The sequence below is a fragment of the Streptococcus suis genome (genome assembly GCF_046032115.1).
Lineage (GTDB): Bacteria > Bacillota > Bacilli > Lactobacillales > Streptococcaceae > Streptococcus > Streptococcus suis_AJ.
Map to the genome: position 1 here is coordinate 1 of NZ_JARQOZ010000004.1, position 17,662 is coordinate 17,662.

Below are 17,662 nucleotides of genomic sequence, written 5' to 3' on the forward strand. Positions count from 1 at the left end.
TGAGATAAGGAAAGTCGTTAGAATCTTCTTTTGGATGATAACAAATTGGATAAAATACGAACTACGGGAATGATTTGAATAATGATTCACCTTGATTTTTCCTAGTACTTGTGCTATAATAGTGTAAATTATTTGTCGTCTGTCTTGTTTGAAATCTTGTCCAAACAAGACTTGCAGCAGTTAAATCACACTTTTCAAAGGAAGATTTAGCTGCTCTTTTTGTGTCTATTTGATGGATTTTTAGGAATTGTAATGTATTCTTAAAGATTCTAAATATTCAGAAAAAGGATGAATGGAGCCAGCTTATTGGCTGATAATTGAACTCGCTTACAACTCTGTGAAAAAAGATAAACACCTCCTCGGAGGCTTGCCTCCGTCGTCGTGTTTCCTATTTTTCTTTGAGTTGCTTACGGCTTAGTATCTTATTACAAAGGAGAAAACTTTTGGCAGGACATGAAGTTCAGTACGGTAAGCACCGTACCCGTCGTAGTTTTTCAAGAATCAAGGAAGTTCTTGATTTACCAAATTTGATCGAAATCCAGACAGATTCTTTCAAAGATTTCTTGGATTCTGGTTTGAAGGAAGTCTTTGAAGATGTACTTCCAGTATCAAACTTCACAGATACCATGGAATTGGAATTTGTTGGCTACGAATTGAAGACTCCAAAATACACTTTGGAAGAGGCACGTTCGCACGATGCCAACTATTCTGCGCCTATCTATGTGACATTCCGCTTGGTCAACAAGGAAACGGGTGAAATCAAGACCCAGGAAGTTTTCTTTGGCGAATTCCCAATCATGACTGAAATGGGTACCTTCATCATCAACGGTGCAGAGCGTATCATCGTTTCTCAGTTGGTGCGTTCACCGGGTGTTTACTTTAATGACAAAGTAGATAAGAACGGTAAAGTAGGTTATGGTTCAACGGTTATCCCTAACCGTGGAGCTTGGTTAGAATTGGAAACTGATTCTAAGGATATTGCCTATACTCGTATCGACCGTACGCGTAAGATTCCGTTCACAACGCTTGTGCGTGCTCTTGGTTTCTCAGGTGACGATGAAATCTTTGATATCTTCGGTGATAGCGAATTGGTTCGCAACACTATTGAGAAAGATATTCATAAAAATCCAGCGGATTCACGTACAGATGAAGCCCTCAAGGAAATCTATGAGCGTCTTCGTCCAGGAGAACCAAAGACAGCTGAAAGCTCTCGTAGCCTTTTGACAGCTCGTTTCTTTGACCCACGTCGTTACGACCTAGCACCTGTTGGTCGTTACAAGATTAATAAAAAACTCAACCTCCGTACTCGTTTGCTCAACCAAACACTTGCTGAGCATGTGATTAACGGTGAAACAGGCGAAATCGTCTTGGAAGCAGGTACAGTCTTGAGCCGTGATGTTTTGGACCGTATTGAAGATCAGTTTGACGAGCTCAACTTGGTGGAATATATTCCAAATGATTCCGCTGTTTTAACTGAGCCAGTTCTTTTGCAGAAATTCAAGATTGTTGCACCAAAAGATCCAGATCGTGTAGTCACTGTGATTGGTAATGCTAATCCGGCGGAAAACGTACGTACAGTAACACCTGCGGACATCTTGGCAGAGATGAGCTACTTCCTCAACTTGGCTGAGGGTCTTGGTCGCGTTGACGATATTGACCACTTGGGTAACCGTCGTATCCGTGCCGTTGGTGAATTGCTTGCCAACCAAGTACGTATCGGTTTGACTCGTATGGAACGTAACTTGCGTGAGCGTATGTCTGTTCAAGACAATGAAGTATTGACGCCAAAACAAATCATCAATATCCGTCCTGTTACAGCCGCAATCAAAGAATTCTTTGGTTCATCTCAGTTGTCAGTGTTCATGGACCAACACAACCCACTTTCTGAGTTGTCTAACAAACGCCGTTTGTCAGCCTTGGGACCTGGTGGTTTGACCCGTGACCGTGCGGGCTATGAAGTTCGAGACGTGCACTACACTCACTATGGTCGTATGTGTCCGATTGAAACGCCTGAGGGACCAAACATCGGTTTGATCAATAACTTGTCAACCTATGGACACCTCAACAAGTATGGTTTCATTCAAACACCATACCGCAAGATTGACCGTGCAACAGGTACAGTAACCAACGAAATCGTTTGGTTGACAGCCGATGAAGAAGATGCCTACATCGTAGCACAATCAACTTCACCACTTGATGAAAACAACCGTTTCGTTGATAAGATTGTTATGGGACGTCACCAAGGTAATAACCAAGAGTTCCCAGCAGATTCAGCAGACTTCATGGATGTTTCTCCTAAGCAGGTAGTTGCCGTTGCGACAGCATGTATTCCTTTCTTGGAAAACGATGACTCCAACCGTGCCCTCATGGGTGCCAACATGCAACGTCAGGCTGTTCCATTGATTGATCCGAAAGCACCTTACGTTGGTACGGGTATGGAATACCAGGCTGCCCATGACTCAGGTGCGGCAGTTATTGCCCAACATGATGGTAAGGTTGTTTACGCAGATGCGGATAAGGTTGAAGTTCGTCGTGAAGATGGTTCCTTGGATATTTACAGCATTCAGAAATTCCGTCGTTCAAACTCAGGTACAGCCTACAACCAACGTACCCTTGTGAAATTGGGTGATGTCGTTGAAAAAGGTGACTTTATCGCAGATGGCCCTTCTATGGAACGTGGGGAAATGGCTCTTGGTCAAAACCCTATCGTTGCCTACATGACGTGGGAAGGTTATAACTTCGAGGATGCGGTTATCATGTCTGAGCGTCTGGTGAAAGAAGATGTCTATACATCTGTTCACTTGGAAGAATACGAATCAGAAACCCGCGATACCAAGTTAGGCCCTGAAGAAATCACACGCGAAATTCCAAACGTTGGTGAGGATGCCCTTCGTCAGTTGGATGAAATGGGTATCATACGTATCGGTGCGGAAGTTAAAGAAGGCGATATTCTTGTTGGTAAGGTCACACCTAAGGGTGAAAAAGATCTTTCTGCTGAAGAGCGCCTCTTGCATGCAATCTTCGGTGACAAGTCACGTGAAGTGCGTGACACCTCTCTTCGTGTACCTCACGGTGCCGATGGTGTCGTTCGTGATGTGAAAATCTTTACTCGTGCCAACGGTGATGAATTGCAATCAGGTGTTAACATGCTGGTTCGTGTCTACATCGCTCAAAAACGTAAGATCAAGGTCGGAGATAAGATGGCCGGTCGTCACGGTAACAAGGGTGTCGTTTCACGTATTGTACCGGTTGAAGATATGCCATATCTTCCAGATGGAACGCCAGTTGATATCATGTTGAACCCACTCGGGGTGCCATCTCGTATGAACATCGGTCAGGTTATGGAACTCCACTTGGGTATGGCGGCTCGTAACTTGGGTATCCATATTGCAACACCAGTTTTCGATGGTGCAAGTTCAGAAGATCTTTGGTCAACCGTTAAAGAAGCGGGTATGGATTCAGATGCCAAGACCATTCTTTACGATGGACGTACCGGTGAGCCATTTGATAACCGTGTGTCTGTCGGTGTCATGTACATGATCAAGCTTCACCACATGGTTGATGATAAACTTCATGCCCGTTCAGTCGGACCATACTCACTCGTTACCCAACAGCCACTCGGAGGTAAGGCTCAGTTTGGTGGTCAGCGTTTCGGTGAGATGGAGGTTTGGGCCCTTGAAGCCTACGGTGCTTCAAACGTCCTTCAAGAAATCTTGACTTACAAGTCAGATGATGTGACAGGTCGTCTGAAAGCCTATGAAGCCATCACAAAAGGTAAACCAATTCCAAAACCAGGTGTTCCAGAATCATTCCGCGTTCTTGTCAAAGAATTGCAATCACTTGGTTTGGATATGCGTGTCCTTGATGAAGATGATAACGAAGTAGAATTGCGTGACCTTGATGAAGGTGAAGATGATGATATCATCCACGTAGATGATCTTGAAAAAGCACGTGCAAAAGCAGCAGCTGACGCAGCGGCAGCCTTTGCAGCAGAAGAAGCAGAAGACAAAGAATAATCAGATAGGAGACTAGGGGGAGGTCCTTGCTTGATTTTGTATCAACTGGGATCGCCTAGTCTGTCTGGTGCTAGTCAGTCTAGCAACTTTGTCGGTTATTCAAGAATCCGAGGTGTGACTCATCCACCTCTCACAAGAAAAGAAAGGGATTATTAGTGGTTGACGTAAATCGATTTAAAAGTATGCAAATCACGTTAGCTTCACCAAGTAAGGTTCGTTCATGGTCTTACGGTGAGGTTAAAAAACCTGAAACAATCAACTATCGTACACTAAAACCAGAACGTGATGGACTTTTTGATGAAGTGATCTTTGGTCCAACAAAAGACTGGGAGTGTTCATGTGGTAAATACAAGCGTATCCGTTATAAAGGGATCACTTGTGACCGCTGTGGTGTGGAAGTAACTCGTGCAAAAGTCCGCCGTGAGCGTATGGGCCATATTGAGTTGAAAGCTCCAATCTCACACATCTGGTATTTCAAAGGTATTCCAAGCCGTATGGGCTTGACCTTGGATATGAGCCCACGTGCGCTTGAAGAAGTTATTTACTTCGCAGCTTATGTGGTGATTGATCCGAAAGATACACCGCTTGAGCACAAGTCTATCATGACAGAGCGCGAATACCGCGAGCGTTTGCGTGAATTCGGCTATGGTTCATTCGTTGCCAAAATGGGGGCAGAAGCGATTCAAGACCTCTTGAAGCAAGTCGATCTTCCAAAAGAAATCGCAGCTTTGAAAGAAGAATTGAAAACAGCTTCTGGTCAAAAACGCATTAAAGCAGTTCGTCGCTTGGATGTATTGGATGCCTTCTACAAATCTGGTAACAAGCCAGAATGGATGATTCTCAATATCCTTCCAGTTATTCCGCCAGATTTGCGTCCAATGGTTCAGTTGGATGGTGGCCGTTTTGCCGCATCTGACTTGAACGAACTCTATCGCCGTGTAATCAACCGTAACAACCGTTTGGCTCGTCTCTTGGAACTTAATGCCCCAGGGATTATCGTACAAAACGAAAAACGTATGCTCCAAGAAGCTGTGGATGCTTTGATTGACAACGGTCGCCGTGGTCGTCCAATCACTGGACCAGGTAGCCGTCCACTTAAATCACTCAGCCACATGCTTAAAGGTAAGCAAGGACGTTTCCGTCAAAACTTGCTTGGTAAGCGTGTTGACTTCTCAGGACGTTCCGTTATCGCCGTTGGTCCAACGCTTAAAATGTACCAATGTGGTGTGCCACGCGAAATGGCTATCGAGCTCTTCAAACCGTTTGTCATGCGCGAAATCGTTGCCCGTGATATTGCTGGTAACGTCAAAGCCGCGAAACGTTTGATTGAACGTGGTGATGATCGCATTTGGGACATCTTGGAAGAAGTGATCAAAGAACACCCAGTTCTTTTGAACCGCGCACCTACCCTTCACCGTTTGGGTATCCAGGCCTTTGAGCCAGTTCTGATCGACGGTAAAGCCCTTCGTTTGCACCCGCTTGTCTGTGAAGCCTACAACGCCGACTTCGACGGTGACCAGATGGCGATTCACGTTCCATTGTCAGAAGAAGCACAAGCAGAAGCACGTATCCTTATGCTTGCGGCAGAACACATCCTTAACCCTAAAGATGGTAAACCAGTCGTAACACCATCTCAGGATATGGTTTTGGGGAACTACTACTTGACCATGGAAGATGCTGGTCGTGAAGGTGAAGGTATGGTCTTCAAGGATGCGGATGAGGCTGTTATGGCTTACCGCAACGGCTATGTTCACTTGCATACCCGTGTTGGTATTGCAACAGATAGCCTGGACAAGCCTTGGAAAGACAACCAAAAACACAAGGTCATGATGACAACTGTTGGTAAAATCTTCTTCAACGCGATCATGCCTGAAGGTCTCCCATACTTGCAAGAGCCAAATAATGCTAACTTGACAGAAGGAACTCCAGATAAATACTTCTTGGAACCAGGTTCAGATATCAAGGCTGCCATTGCAGAATTGCCAATCAACCCACCATTCAAGAAGAAGAATCTTGGTAACATCATTGCTGAAATCTTCAAGCGTTTCCGTACAACTGAAACATCAGCCCTACTAGACCGTTTGAAAGACTTGGGTTACTATCACTCAACACTTGCTGGTTTGACAGTGGGTATTGCCGATATTCCGGTCATCGACAACAAGGCTGAAATCATTGAAGAATCTCACGAACGTGTAGAACAAATCAAGAAACAATTCCGTCGTGGTATGATTACTGACGATGAGCGTTATGCAGCTGTTACAGATGAATGGCGTTCAGCTAAGGAAAAATTGGAAAAACGTCTGGTTGAAAAACAAGATCCGAAGAACCCAATCGTTATGATGATGGACTCTGGTGCCCGTGGTAACATTTCCAACTTCTCCCAGTTGGCCGGTATGCGTGGTCTGATGTCAGCTCCGAACGGACGTATCATGGAATTGCCTATCTTGTCTAACTTCCGTGAAGGTCTTTCTGTATTGGAAATGTTCTTCTCAACTCACGGTGCCCGTAAGGGTATGACGGATACGGCCTTGAAGACAGCCGACTCAGGTTATCTGACTCGTCGTTTGGTTGACGTTGCCCAAGACGTTATTATCCGTGAAGACGACTGTGGAACAGACCGTGGTCTAGACATCCGTTCCATCACAGATGGCAAGGAAATGATCGAGCCACTTGAAGAGCGTTTGCAAGGTCGTTACACTAAGAAAACTGTTAAACATCCTGAAACGGGTGCCGTTATCATTGGTCCAAACCAATTGATTACGGAAGATATTGCCCGTGAAATCGTCAATGCAGGTGTTGAACAAGTAACCATCCGTAGCGTATTTACATGTAACACCCGTCACGGTGTCTGCCGTCATTGTTACGGTATCAACTTGGCAACAGGTGATGCGGTTGAAGTGGGTGAAGCAGTTGGTACAATCGCTGCCCAATCTATCGGTGAGCCTGGTACACAGCTTACAATGCGTACCTTCCACACGGGTGGTGTAGCCTCAAACAGCGATATCACGCAGGGTCTTCCTCGTGTCCAAGAGATCTTTGAAGCTCGCAATCCGAAAGGGGAAGCGGTTATCACTGAGGTCAAAGGGGAAGTTATCGCTATTGAAGAAGATGCTTCTACTCGTACCAAGAAAGTCTTTGTTAAGGGTGTAACTGGCGAAGGCGAATACGTGGTACCATTTACAGCCCGTATGAAGGTTGAAGTTGGTGACCAAGTTGCACGTGGAGCAGCCCTGACTGAAGGTTCCATCCAACCAAAACGCTTGCTTGAAGTCCGTGATGTCTTGGCGGTTGAAACTTATCTTCTTTCTGAAGTTCAAAAAGTTTACCGTAGCCAGGGTGTAGAAATCGGCGACAAGCACATCGAGGTAATGGTTCGTCAAATGCTTCGTAAAGTTCGTGTCATGGATCCAGGTGACACAGATCTTCTCATGGGTACCCTCATGGATATTACAGACTTTACAGATGCCAATGCGGAAGTAGTTATTGCAGGTGGCATTCCGGCAACAGCTCGTCCAGTTCTTATGGGTATCACTAAGGCTTCCCTTGAAACCAACTCATTCTTGTCTGCTGCATCCTTCCAGGAAACAACTCGTGTCCTTACAGATGCTGCTATCCGTGGTAAACGTGACAACCTTCTCGGTCTTAAAGAGAACGTTATTATCGGTAAGATTATCCCAGCAGGTACAGGTATGGCCCGCTACCGTAATCTTGAACCACAAGCCATCAATGAAGTTGAAATCATTGAAGACACAGTAGCAGAAGAGCTTGCAGCAGAAGCAGAGCTTGAAGCTGTAACTGAATAAATTAAGATGGCACATCTCTCTTTTCTAGGGATGTGCTTTTTGATATTCGGAAATGAAGCGCATACATTACTTGATAAGGAATTAACAAGCAGAATGTTTTCTTAAATCAGATGATTTCGATATAATGTGTACGAAAAAGGAAGTATGTGTTATGTATCAAGTTATTAGAATGTATGGAGATTTTGAACCCTGGTGGTTTTTAGACGGTTGGGAAGAAGATATTGTTAGTAAGGTAGCCTTTGACCGTTATGAAGATGCCTATATTGCCTTTCAAAAAGAATGGGTACGGTTGTCAGAAAAGTTCCCTAAAAAGCAGAGTAAAAATGGCACAATGGTGGCTTTTTGGGACGAATCAGACCAGCATTGGTGTGAGGAATGCGATGAATATTTGCAGCGGTATCATTCGCTGATGTTGGTAGAAGCGAGAGAAAATTTACCTGCTGGTTTTATCAAGCAGTCCCTCCAGGCTAAAGTTCGTTCGTGTAAGATTAGAAACAAAGAAAAGCTCGGTTAATCCGAGCTTTTTGCATAGCAACAGTTAATATTCTAGCAATCCCTTATATAGAGCTAGGGCAGTCGCGGCCCGTGCGCCTGTTAGAACACTATACGGGACAATGTGGACAGGGGGCGTTTCTTGGGTAGCTAATACCTTTGGTTCTAAGTGGATAAGGTGTTTGAGTAGGTTTACCAATTGTTCATTCAGAAGGAGGGGGCTGTGTAGATAAATAACCTGACTATCAATGAGCATATTAAGGTTTAAAATAGACTGTGCGAGATATTTTAAGGCGGTATTGAGTAGGTGTATAGTAGCCGCATCCCCTAGTTCATAAGCTGTTAATAAGGTTTCTAAACGAATGTCTTCTGGATCCTGAACAAGATTTGGTAATAAACTCTGGTCTGCGTTTTGATACAAAAGTTGAGCTTTTCTGATAAGCCAAGTTTCCCCGGCGTAGGTTTGGAGACAACCGCGTTTACCACAGGAACACAGTTCGCCATCTGGCTGCACAACAGTATGGCCGATTTCTCCAATAATACTATTATGCTTGCCATAGATAGCTCCATTGTACATGTAGGAGCAATGCATGCCTCTTCCAAAATGAAAGAAGACAAAATTAAGGTCTTTTCCTTGATTGAAGAATAGGCGCTGGGCTAAACTCATGCAATTCACATTGTTTGAAAAATAAATAGGATAGGGAAGGGCATCAGCTACTACTTTTAAGTTAAAATGTTGCCAGAGAGGATTGTCTGTTGTGATGCGGAAATCATTAAGATAACGCCCTGGCAAGCCCATACCAATTGCGGTTAGCTTTGCTTTTTCTGGTAGGGAATCAATAAAAGGGAGAAGGAGGTCGAGGATTAGTTGGCTTCCTTCTTCTCTTATCTTTTTATTTGATAAGGTAGCAGTCTGTTCCCTCAGAAGATTTCCTTTGCTATCTGTTGCCACGATAGACAAGTATTTTTCAGAGAGTTCAACGCCAATGAGGCACGCTTTATCTTCTTCAATCCGTAGAAGGATTTTTTTCCGTCCCGCTTTGATAATCGAAGTCTCTTCTTCGCCAATTTCCCTGATGTAACCTTCTTGTATTAAGTCAGCCGTAATACTGCTGGTTGTAGCAGGTGTAATGGAAGTATTTTTAGCGATGTCAATACGGGAGATTGGCCCCTGGACATAAATTTGTTCTAAAATTTTTGAACGGAGTTTTAATTGATTTTTTGAGTGCATATAAAAAATAACTCCTTAACTACATGATGCAAATTGATTATAAAAAATTATCAAAAAAATAGCAAATGTATTGACAATCTTTTCATAAAATTATAAAATATAATCAAATAAAACAAATAAAAGGAAATAAAAGTAGTAATTGATTTCAAATTGTAATTAAAGGAGGAGATTAAATGACACGGTTGATTAGTGCTAATCCTTCGGAGATTGTCAAGATGTCTGCTAAAGAATTAAAACAGAGTATCTTGGAAAGTGAAGGGAGAGTAGTATTATCGGAAAATGTAGCGTTTCGCGAAGCATTCGTTGATGACTTAACCAATGCAGAGATTGCTAGAGCTTTTGGTGCAGATCTTATCTTGCTGAATGGAGTTGATGTGTTTTCCCCTTTTGTTAGTGGAATGGGAACTGTAACAGATACATTTGTAGCAGACTTACGCTCCTTGGTTGCCTGTCCTATTGGGGTCAATTTAGAACCAGTAGATGCAAGTTATGAGAGCTTAAAAAACAATGGTCTCGTGAAGGGGCGTCAGGCAACAGTAGAAAGCCTTCAAAGGGCTGAGGAGTTGGGCTTTGATTTTATCTGTCTAACAGGTAATCCAGGTTCAGGTGTCAGCAACCAGACCATTAGAGAGATATTGGTAGAAGCAAGGCAAATTTTCTCAGGGCTTATTATTGCAGGGAAAATGCATGGAGCGGGTATTGGTGAAACTTTGATGACGCCAGACTTGGCAGACGAGTTTTTAGCTGCTGGGGCAGATATTATTCTTATTCCAGCTGTCGGTACGGTTCCTTCCCTATCTGAAGCAGATATGCGGATGATTGTAGAGCGTGTTCATCAGCAGGGAGGTTTGGCAATGAGTGCCATCGGAACCAGTCAGGAAAGTTCGGATCCTGATACGATTAAGACGATTGCTCTTCAAAATAAAATGTGTGGAGTGGACATACAACATATAGGCGATGCAGGCTATGGTGGTCTAGCTCCGGTTGAAAATATTTATGCCCTGAGCAAGGCGATTAGAGGTATTCGGCATACCGTATCGCGTATGGCTCGTTCAATCAAACGATAAGGAGAACGATAGTGAAAAAGACAATTATGCTAGTCTGTGCAGCGGGTATGAGTACTAGTCTTTTGGTGACTAAAATGCAACAAGCGGCAACAGCAGCCGATTTAGAACGGGAAATTTTTGCCGTATCTGCCATGGAAGCAGAAGAAATTCTTGCCGATAAAACAGTAGATATTCTCATGTTAGGACCACAAGTGCGGTATATGTTAGCAGAATTCGAAGCAAAACTAGCTCCTTTAGGGATTCCAGTCGTGGCGATTTCTATGACTGACTATGGAATGATGCGAGGTGATAAGGTTCTGGAAACTGCGGAATCCTTAATGGGAGGATAAAAGATGTATCAGGAAACAGAATTAGAAGTTATTATGTCATTGATTGCCTATGGTGGGGAGGCAAAAAGTTGTGCTTTTGAGGCGATAACTGCTGCAAAAGAGGAAGATTTTACAGTAGCTCAGTCCCGAATTGCCCAAGCAGAACAGGCTTTATTGCAAGCTCACAAGGTACAGACAAGCTTGTTGAGTCAAGAGGCGTCGGGTCAGGAAATGAAGACTGGTTTGCTGATGATTCATGGTCAAGACCATCTGATGACCAGCATCTGCTTTGTTGACTTAGCAAAGGAAATTATTGCTCTGCGGAAGGAAATTGTAGAAAACAATAAAAAAGAAAGGACAGACTGATGAAAAATAGTTTGGATCGATTGCAGGAAAAACTGACACCAATTGCAGCCAAGATTGGAAATCAGAAGTTTTTAGTGGCACTTAGGGACTCGTTTGTGGGAACCATGCCTGTTATTATGACAGGTTCTATTGCTTTACTGATCAATGCCTTTTTAGTTGACCTACCAGACCAGTTTGGGATGCCTCAAATTACAGAGATGTTCCAGTGGTTGGTAGATATCAACTGGTTGGTGTTTAAGGGAAGTATCCCCATTGTTTCCTTACTCTTTATCTTTTGTTTAGGTGTAAATATTGCTAAAATTTACAAAACAGATACTACCTCAGCAGGTTTGGTGGCTTTAGCATCCTTTGTTATTTCGATTGGCAATTCCATTACCAAGACCTTTACGTTAGAAAATCTTGGAGATGTTGATTTAGCAAGTATCGTAGAAGGAGTGGCGGGCTTAGAAGTATCGGGGTCAGATTTAACAGTTACCATTGGCGGTGTCCTATCTGGTGCACAGATTAATGCAAGAGGATATTTCACAGCAATCTTCATTGGTTTTGTAGCCTCAATTGTTTTCTGTAAAGCCATGAACAAAGAGTGGGTCATCAAATTGCCAGATTCTGTTCCGCCAGGTATTGTCAAGCCCTTTATGTCCATTATTCCTGGTTTCCTAGCTATGTATACCGTGGGGATTTTCACTTATGTCTTCAATTTGTTGAGTCAAGATACCTTTATTGAATGGGTTTACAAGGTGTTACAAGTGCCTCTCCTAGGCTTATCACAAAGTTTCTTCGCAGTGATTCTGATTGTACTGCTGAACAAGTTGTTCTGGTTCTTTGGGCTTCATGGAGGAAATGTATTGGCACCTGTCATGGAGGGTTTGTTTGGGGTAGCCATGCTTGCGAACCTAGAAGCCTATCAAGCGGGAGAGGCCATTCCATATTTCTGGAACAGCGGCTCGTTTGGAGCTTATGTCTGGTTTGATGGGCTGGCACTGGTCTTGGCAATCTTTATTGTATCTAAAAACAAGCATTATAGAGAAGTTGCGAAGTTGGGTCTTGGTCCTGTTCTCTTTAATATCGGTGAGCCGGTTAACTACGGTCTCCCTATTGTTCTGAACCCGATTATGTTTATTCCATATCTTCTAGGACCATGTTTGATGACAGCGGTTGCTTATCTTGCGTCAGCTTGGGGCTTGGTTGCCCCTGTAACTCAAAATGTTACTTGGGTTATGCCTCCGATATTGTATGGATTCTTCTCGACAGCATTCGATTGGCGTTCGATTATTCTTTCAGTTGTTTGTTTGGCAATAGGGACACTAACCTATATTCCATTTGTAAAAATGGCAGACAAGCAAGTAGAATTATAATAACAAGAAAAAGCTCGGCTAACCCGAGCTTTTTCTTGTCTGAAAATACAGGGTCATGGTCTGGCTATCCAGCTCCACCTGTCCACCGATGGTAATGGTGAAAAGAGGCTGGGTATGGGCAAAGTCCAAATCATAGAGAACAGGAACTTTTTTGAGAATAGGGTGCTTGTCCAAAATCGCCAGTAAAATCTCCTCGGTCATCTTGGTTTCCTTAGGAAAACGACCAATGAGGACGGCTTGGGGATTGGGATAGTTTTGTAAGAGCGCAGCAAAATGCCTTGTAAATTCGGTATAGTGATCTTCTTCAGCTTCTTCAAGAAACAAGATGTACTTTTCGGGTTTTGGAGCGAACTCAGTACCATGTAAGAGCGCAAAAGTAGAGAGATTTCCTCCAATAGCTGTTCCGCTAGCCTGGCCTGGATTGTAGACTTTCCACTCTGTTGGGTAAAAGGTGCGAGGGGCGTCTGGTAGGTACCAAGCATCGCTAGACCATTCTGGACTCGGGGTCAGTTCATAGGAATCTTGTGTCACGGCCTTGAGCCAGGCTTCTGTTTGATACTCTTGGGCTTGCACCATTTTAAAGCTTGAATAAGCTGGCCCCATGTAGGTTTGCATGCCTGTCTTGGCGTAGATGGCATTGAGCAGGGCAGTTGTATCCGAATAACCGCAGAAAATTTTCGGATGGCGGGCAATTAGGTCAAAATCCAGATAAGGTAGCAGTTCGTTAGAGTTGAAACCGCCAATGGTTGTCAGAATGGCATCGACCGACTCATCCGCAAAGGCTGCTTCCAAGTCCGCAACACGACTGGCAATCGGAGCCGAATCGAACATATCGTTTTCAAAATAATGTTTTGAGAAAGAGAGTTTGAAGCCCAGTTCTTCCAATTTTTCCTTGGCGGCAAGATTGGCTTCAAAACCACCAATTCTTTCAATAGATGAAGAGGGGCTGACTACGCGTATGTGGTCGCCTTTTTTTAATCTTTTCATAAGAACCTCCAAGCTTTTTTATTATTTTAACAAAAAAGTATGGAAAATCAAGTTTCCTTGCGAATAGATAGGGTGAGGAGGTTTTATGATTCAAGAAAAAGCAAGAAAGATGATTGAAGAGGCGGTGGCAGATAGGATCAGTGACATCTATCTGGTTCCTCGTGGTCAGGGCTACCAAGTCTACCATCGTATCATGGACGAGCGAGAGTTTGTGCAAGACTTGGCTGAGGAGGAAGTAACAGCCATTATCAGCCATTTCAAGTTTTTAGCAGGCTTAAATGTCGGTGAAAAACGCCGTAGTCAGCAGGGTTCCTGTGATTATGATTATGGTAGCGGAGAGATTTCGCTTCGCTTATCAACTGTCGGCGATTATCGTGGCAAGGAAAGTCTGGTCATCCGCCTGCTCTATGACAATGACAAGGAACTCAAGTTCTGGTTTGAGGCGGCCGAGCGGCTTGCAGAAGAAATCAAGGGACGAGGGCTCTACCTTTTTTCGGGTCCAGTCGGCTCTGGTAAGACCACACTTATGTACCATCTTGCCAGGCTGAAATTCCCAGACAAGCAGATTTTGACCATCGAGGATCCTGTCGAAATCAAACAGGAGGACATGCTGCAACTCCAGCTCAATGAAGCCATCGGAGCCACCTACGACAATCTGATTAAACTGTCCCTCCGTCATCGGCCAGACTTGCTCATCATCGGTGAAATTCGGGATGCGGAAACCGCTCGAGCAGTCATTCGATCCAGTCTGACGGGAGCTACCGTTTTCTCAACAGTTCATGCAAGGTCTATTTCAGGTGTCTATGCCCGTATGTTGGAATTGGGGGTCAGCCCTGAGGAGTTAAACAATGCCCTTCAAGGCATTGCCTATCAACGCTTGATCGGGGGAGGAGGTGTGGTAGATTTTGCAAAGGGAAATTACCAAAACCATTCCGCAGACCAGTGGAATGAACAAATTGATCGCCTTTTTGCAGCAGGACATATCAGTCTTCGGCAGGCAGAAACAGAAAAAATTACCCTTGGCTCGCCAGCGTAAGGTCATTGAGCTTTTCAATAATCTTTTTGCTAGTGGCTTTCATCTAGGAGAGATTGTTGACTTCCTCAAGCGTAGTCAGCTTTTGGCAGATCCTTACACCCAGGTCTTGTCGGACGGTCTTCTTGCAGGAAAGCCATTTTCAAGCCTCTTAGCGGATTTGCGGTTTTCAGATGCGGTGGTCACACAGGTGGCTCTGGCAGAGGTTCATGGCAATACCAGCCTGAGTTTGAGCCATATCCAGTCCTATCTGGAAAATGTCAGCAAGGTTCGTAAAAAGCTGATTGAGGTGGCAACCTATCCGATAATCTTGCTTGGTTTTCTGCTCTTGATTATGCTGGGCTTGAAAAACTATCTTCTGCCCCAGTTGGAGGAAGGCAATGCAGCGACTATGCTAATTAACCATTTGCCGACTATCTTTTTATCTTTCTGTGGACTTAGTTTGGTGGCGGTCTTAGCTGGTATGTTTTGGTTTCGCAAAACTAACAAAATCAAGGTCTTTTCCTGCTTAGCAGCTCTGCCATTTTTCGGAAAACTCATCCAAACCTACCTGACGGCCTATTACGCCAGGGAGTGGGGGAGTTTGATTGGGCAAGGTTTGGACCTGCCGCAGATTGTGGGCTTGATGCAATCGCAGCAATCGCAACTCTTTCGGGAGATTGGCCAGGACCTGGAGCAGTCGCTTTCCAATGGTCAGAGCTTTCACGAACACATTAAGAATTACGCTTTTTTTAAGCGAGAGTTGAGTTTGATTGTCGAGTACGGTCAGGTCAAGTCCAAGTTGGGGAGCGAGTTGACAGTTTATGCGGCTGAATGTTGGGAGGATTTTTTCTCTCGGGTCAATAGAGCCATGCAGCTGATTCAACCGCTGGTCTTTCTCTTTGTGGCCTTAATGGTCGTTCTTATCTACGCAGCCATGTTGCTGCCAATTTATCAAAATATGGAGTTATAAAATGAAAAAATTAATTGAAATGAAGGTAAAAGCGTTCACTCTGGTGGAAATGTTAGTTGTTTTGGGTATTATTAGCCTGCTCTTGCTCATTTTTGTGCCAAATTTGAGTAAGCAAAAGGATGCTATTCAGAAGAAGGGGAATGCGGCTGTTATCAAAGTGGTGGAGAGTCAAATGGAACTCTATGAATTGGAACATGACAAGGAAGCAACGGTGGAGGACTTGCAAAAGGCTGGTTATATTACGCCAAAACAAGCGGAGCAGTATGCTACGGCGAAAAAATAAGGCCTTTACTCTTCTGGAAAGCCTGCTGACCTTGTTTGTTGTCAGTTTTTTAGTAGTTTCCTTATCAGGAACGGTACAAACGGCCTTTCAGTCTGTCCAGGAAGAGATTTTTCTCTGGGAATTTGAGGGCATCTATAAAGACAGTCAGAAATTGGCAGCCAGTTCCCATCAAAAAGTGAACCTTGCTATCGGTGGACAGGAGGTTACAAATGGTCATCAAGCTGTACAGGTACCCAGAAATGTAGAAGTATTGGAGGAGAAAACTATTCAATTTGAAGAAAATGGTGGAAATTCTTCTCTGACCAAGATTCGTTTTCGGCTTAGTCAAAAAACAGTCACGTATCAATTATATATAGGGAGTGGTCGTTATAAGAAAACAGAAGAATAAGGCTTATATTTTGCTAGAAAGTCTGGTTGCCCTTGCGACCTTAGTGACTATTTGCAGCTTGATTTTATCAGCTGTGGATGCAGGTCGTAGGCAACAGGCTTGGGAATTGGAACAACAGGAGGTTCTCAATCTAGCACAGATGGCTGTCCAGACTGACCAAAGTCAATTATCATTAAACGGTGTTACAGTTCAGGTTCAACGAACAGCGGATAAGATCATTGTTTTCCACGAGGGAAAGGAGGTTCTATCGGTTGTTAAAAAGTAAAATTCCTGCTTTTACTCTCTTGGAATGCTTGGTAGCCTTAGTCATCCTATCAGGAAGTCTTCTGGTCTTTGAAGGCTTGTCAAAACTGCTGGTTCAAGAGGTGCATTATCAAAATCAAACCATTCAAAAGGAATGGTTGGTCTTCTCTAGTCAATTGCGGTCGGAATGGGACCAATCGGACTTGGTCAAGGTTGAAAATGGCAAGGTCTATGTAGACAAGGATGGTCAGGCTTTGGCCTTTGGCAAGTCACGGTCGGATGATTTTCGGAAAACAAATGACAGGGGACAGGGCTACCAGCCCATGCTCTATCAGGTGGATAGTGCAGCTATTTCCCAAGAAAACCAGTTGGTGCGCATCGACTTTAGCTTTAAAAACGGAGAGGAGCGGACCTTTATCTATGCTTTTAAAGAAAAAAGTTAGGGCTGGTATCCTGCTCTACGCCCTCTTGATGCTGGCAGTTTTTAGTCTCTTGCTTCAGTTTTATCTCCACCGCCAAGAAGCCGAAAGTCGCTTAGTTCAGGTGGCAAGGCAAGAAGCGACGGCTTATATCATGGTTCAGATGGTCTTGGACCAGGTTGAAGAGGACTTGCAGAAGCGTCAAGTAGTTGCTGAAAAGGTGGCTAGCCAAACAGAAGATAAGAAAGGGGATGAAGTAGTCGCTAGTGAGACTGTTGATGAGAAGGAAGAAAAGGAGGCTCAATCAACTAGAGAAAGTCAAGAAAACGCTGAAAAACCAGCTCAAATGAGTTCTAAGAAAAAGGAGGAAAGTAAACCAATAGAGACCGAGGGAAGCATGTTGTTTCGAGAGGGTCAGGCCAGCTATCATGTTAAAAATAGAACTGTATCGGTTAACGTGAATCTAAGAAATGGAGGGGAGTATCACTATCAATTTCCGGTTAAAATATAGACATTTAGTTTATCTTTGATTACTTCGACGAGCGAGGAAACGTCGTTTCCTTATTTCCAACTTCAAACACTCCACAGGAGTGATTTGAACTCGCTTTGCCGTACTCCAGTACAGCTTGCAGCTCGTTGCCTTGTACTAAAAGCAAACTAAACGACTATAGTACCCGAGGGGAGTGGCTAGTCGCTCCCTTTTTGGTGCAAAGTTGGTG

The 17,662-nt window shown here is 43.9% G+C and carries 16 protein-coding genes; 14 read left to right on the forward strand and 2 right to left on the reverse strand.

Annotated elements, in window-relative coordinates:
* Positions 1 to 443: 443 nt before the first annotated feature.
* From rpoB to P7J36_RS02275, 3 genes are all read left to right on the forward strand, one after another.
* Positions 444 to 4,016 (forward strand): DNA-directed RNA polymerase subunit beta, encoded by a 3,573-nt coding sequence (rpoB, locus tag P7J36_RS02265; RefSeq protein WP_408551166.1) that lies wholly within the window; start codon positions 444 to 446, stop codon positions 4,014 to 4,016.
* A 155-nt stretch (positions 4,017 to 4,171) separates the two neighbouring features.
* A complete protein-coding gene (gene rpoC, locus P7J36_RS02270) occupies positions 4,172 to 7,819 on the forward strand; it encodes a DNA-directed RNA polymerase subunit beta' (RefSeq protein WP_408551167.1) in 3,648 nt (1,215 codons plus the stop codon).
* 151 nt (positions 7,820 to 7,970) lie between these two features.
* On the forward strand, positions 7,971 to 8,333 hold the full coding sequence (locus P7J36_RS02275; RefSeq protein ID WP_408551168.1) for a DUF1033 family protein: 363 nt from the start codon (positions 7,971 to 7,973) through the stop codon (positions 8,331 to 8,333).
* 24 nt (positions 8,334 to 8,357) lie between these two features.
* Here the strand turns inward: P7J36_RS02275 and P7J36_RS02280 are convergent, their stop codons facing one another.
* On the reverse strand, positions 8,358 to 9,542 hold the full coding sequence (locus P7J36_RS02280) for an ROK family transcriptional regulator (RefSeq protein ID WP_408551169.1): 1,185 nt from the start codon (positions 9,540 to 9,542) through the stop codon (positions 8,358 to 8,360).
* A 173-nt stretch (positions 9,543 to 9,715) separates the two neighbouring features.
* On the opposite strand from P7J36_RS02280, the gene P7J36_RS02285 reads away from it, so the two are divergent.
* The 4 genes from P7J36_RS02285 to P7J36_RS02300 are packed head-to-tail and all read left to right on the forward strand — an operon-like array spanning position 9,716 to position 12,638.
* Entirely contained in the window at positions 9,716 to 10,609 is an 894-nt protein-coding gene (locus P7J36_RS02285) for a DUF7916 family protein (RefSeq protein ID WP_408551170.1), read from the forward strand.
* Positions 10,610 to 10,617: 8 nt separating this feature from the next.
* Positions 10,618 to 10,938, forward strand: coding sequence for a PTS sugar transporter subunit IIB (locus P7J36_RS02290; RefSeq protein WP_408551228.1), 321 nt, complete (start codon positions 10,618 to 10,620; stop codon positions 10,936 to 10,938).
* A gap of 3 nt (positions 10,939 to 10,941) precedes the next feature.
* Positions 10,942 to 11,283, forward strand: coding sequence for a PTS sugar transporter subunit IIA (locus P7J36_RS02295; RefSeq protein WP_029173982.1), 342 nt, complete (start codon positions 10,942 to 10,944; stop codon positions 11,281 to 11,283).
* The gene (locus P7J36_RS02300) at positions 11,283 to 12,638 is read left to right on the forward strand and encodes a PTS sugar transporter subunit IIC (RefSeq protein ID WP_398582460.1); all 1,356 of its coding nucleotides are present in this window, start codon (positions 11,283 to 11,285) and stop codon (positions 12,636 to 12,638) included. Before P7J36_RS02295 ends, P7J36_RS02300 begins: the two co-directional genes overlap by 1 nt.
* An 18-nt stretch (positions 12,639 to 12,656) precedes the next feature.
* Here P7J36_RS02300 and P7J36_RS02305 read toward each other — a convergent pair whose 3' ends face one another.
* Entirely contained in the window at positions 12,657 to 13,625 is a 969-nt protein-coding gene (locus P7J36_RS02305; protein WP_408551171.1) for a S66 family peptidase, read from the reverse strand.
* Positions 13,626 to 13,710: 85 nt separating this feature from the next.
* Between P7J36_RS02305 and comGA the strand changes: the two genes are divergently transcribed.
* From comGA to comGG, 7 genes are read left to right on the forward strand one after another with little or no spacing between them, the layout of a single operon-like run.
* Positions 13,711 to 14,661: a competence type IV pilus ATPase ComGA gene (gene comGA / locus P7J36_RS02310; protein WP_408551172.1), complete on the forward strand. Its 951-nt coding sequence runs from the start codon at positions 13,711 to 13,713 to the stop codon at positions 14,659 to 14,661.
* A complete protein-coding gene (gene comGB, locus P7J36_RS02315) occupies positions 14,573 to 15,610 on the forward strand; it encodes a competence type IV pilus assembly protein ComGB (protein ID WP_408551173.1) in 1,038 nt (345 codons plus the stop codon). The genes comGA and comGB overlap by 89 nt, the downstream gene beginning before the upstream one ends.
* A 1-nt stretch (position 15,611) precedes the next feature.
* A complete protein-coding gene (gene comGC / locus P7J36_RS02320) occupies positions 15,612 to 15,893 on the forward strand; it encodes a competence type IV pilus major pilin ComGC (protein WP_408551174.1) in 282 nt (93 codons plus the stop codon).
* Positions 15,874 to 16,281: a competence type IV pilus minor pilin ComGD gene (gene comGD, locus P7J36_RS02325; RefSeq protein ID WP_408551175.1), complete on the forward strand. Its 408-nt coding sequence runs from the start codon at positions 15,874 to 15,876 to the stop codon at positions 16,279 to 16,281. The genes comGC and comGD overlap by 20 nt, the downstream gene beginning before the upstream one ends.
* Positions 16,253 to 16,546, forward strand: coding sequence for a competence type IV pilus minor pilin ComGE (gene comGE, locus P7J36_RS02330; protein ID WP_408551176.1), 294 nt, complete (start codon positions 16,253 to 16,255; stop codon positions 16,544 to 16,546). Before comGD ends, comGE begins: the two co-directional genes overlap by 29 nt.
* Complete coding sequence (gene comGF, locus P7J36_RS02335) at positions 16,533 to 16,967, forward strand: competence type IV pilus minor pilin ComGF (protein ID WP_408551177.1); 435 nt, start codon at positions 16,533 to 16,535, stop codon at positions 16,965 to 16,967. The genes comGE and comGF overlap by 14 nt, the downstream gene beginning before the upstream one ends.
* Positions 16,945 to 17,454, forward strand: a complete 510-nt coding sequence (gene comGG / locus P7J36_RS02340) for a competence type IV pilus minor pilin ComGG (protein ID WP_408551178.1) — start codon at positions 16,945 to 16,947, stop codon at positions 17,452 to 17,454. Before comGF ends, comGG begins: the two co-directional genes overlap by 23 nt.
* Positions 17,455 to 17,662: the final 208 nt, after the last annotated feature.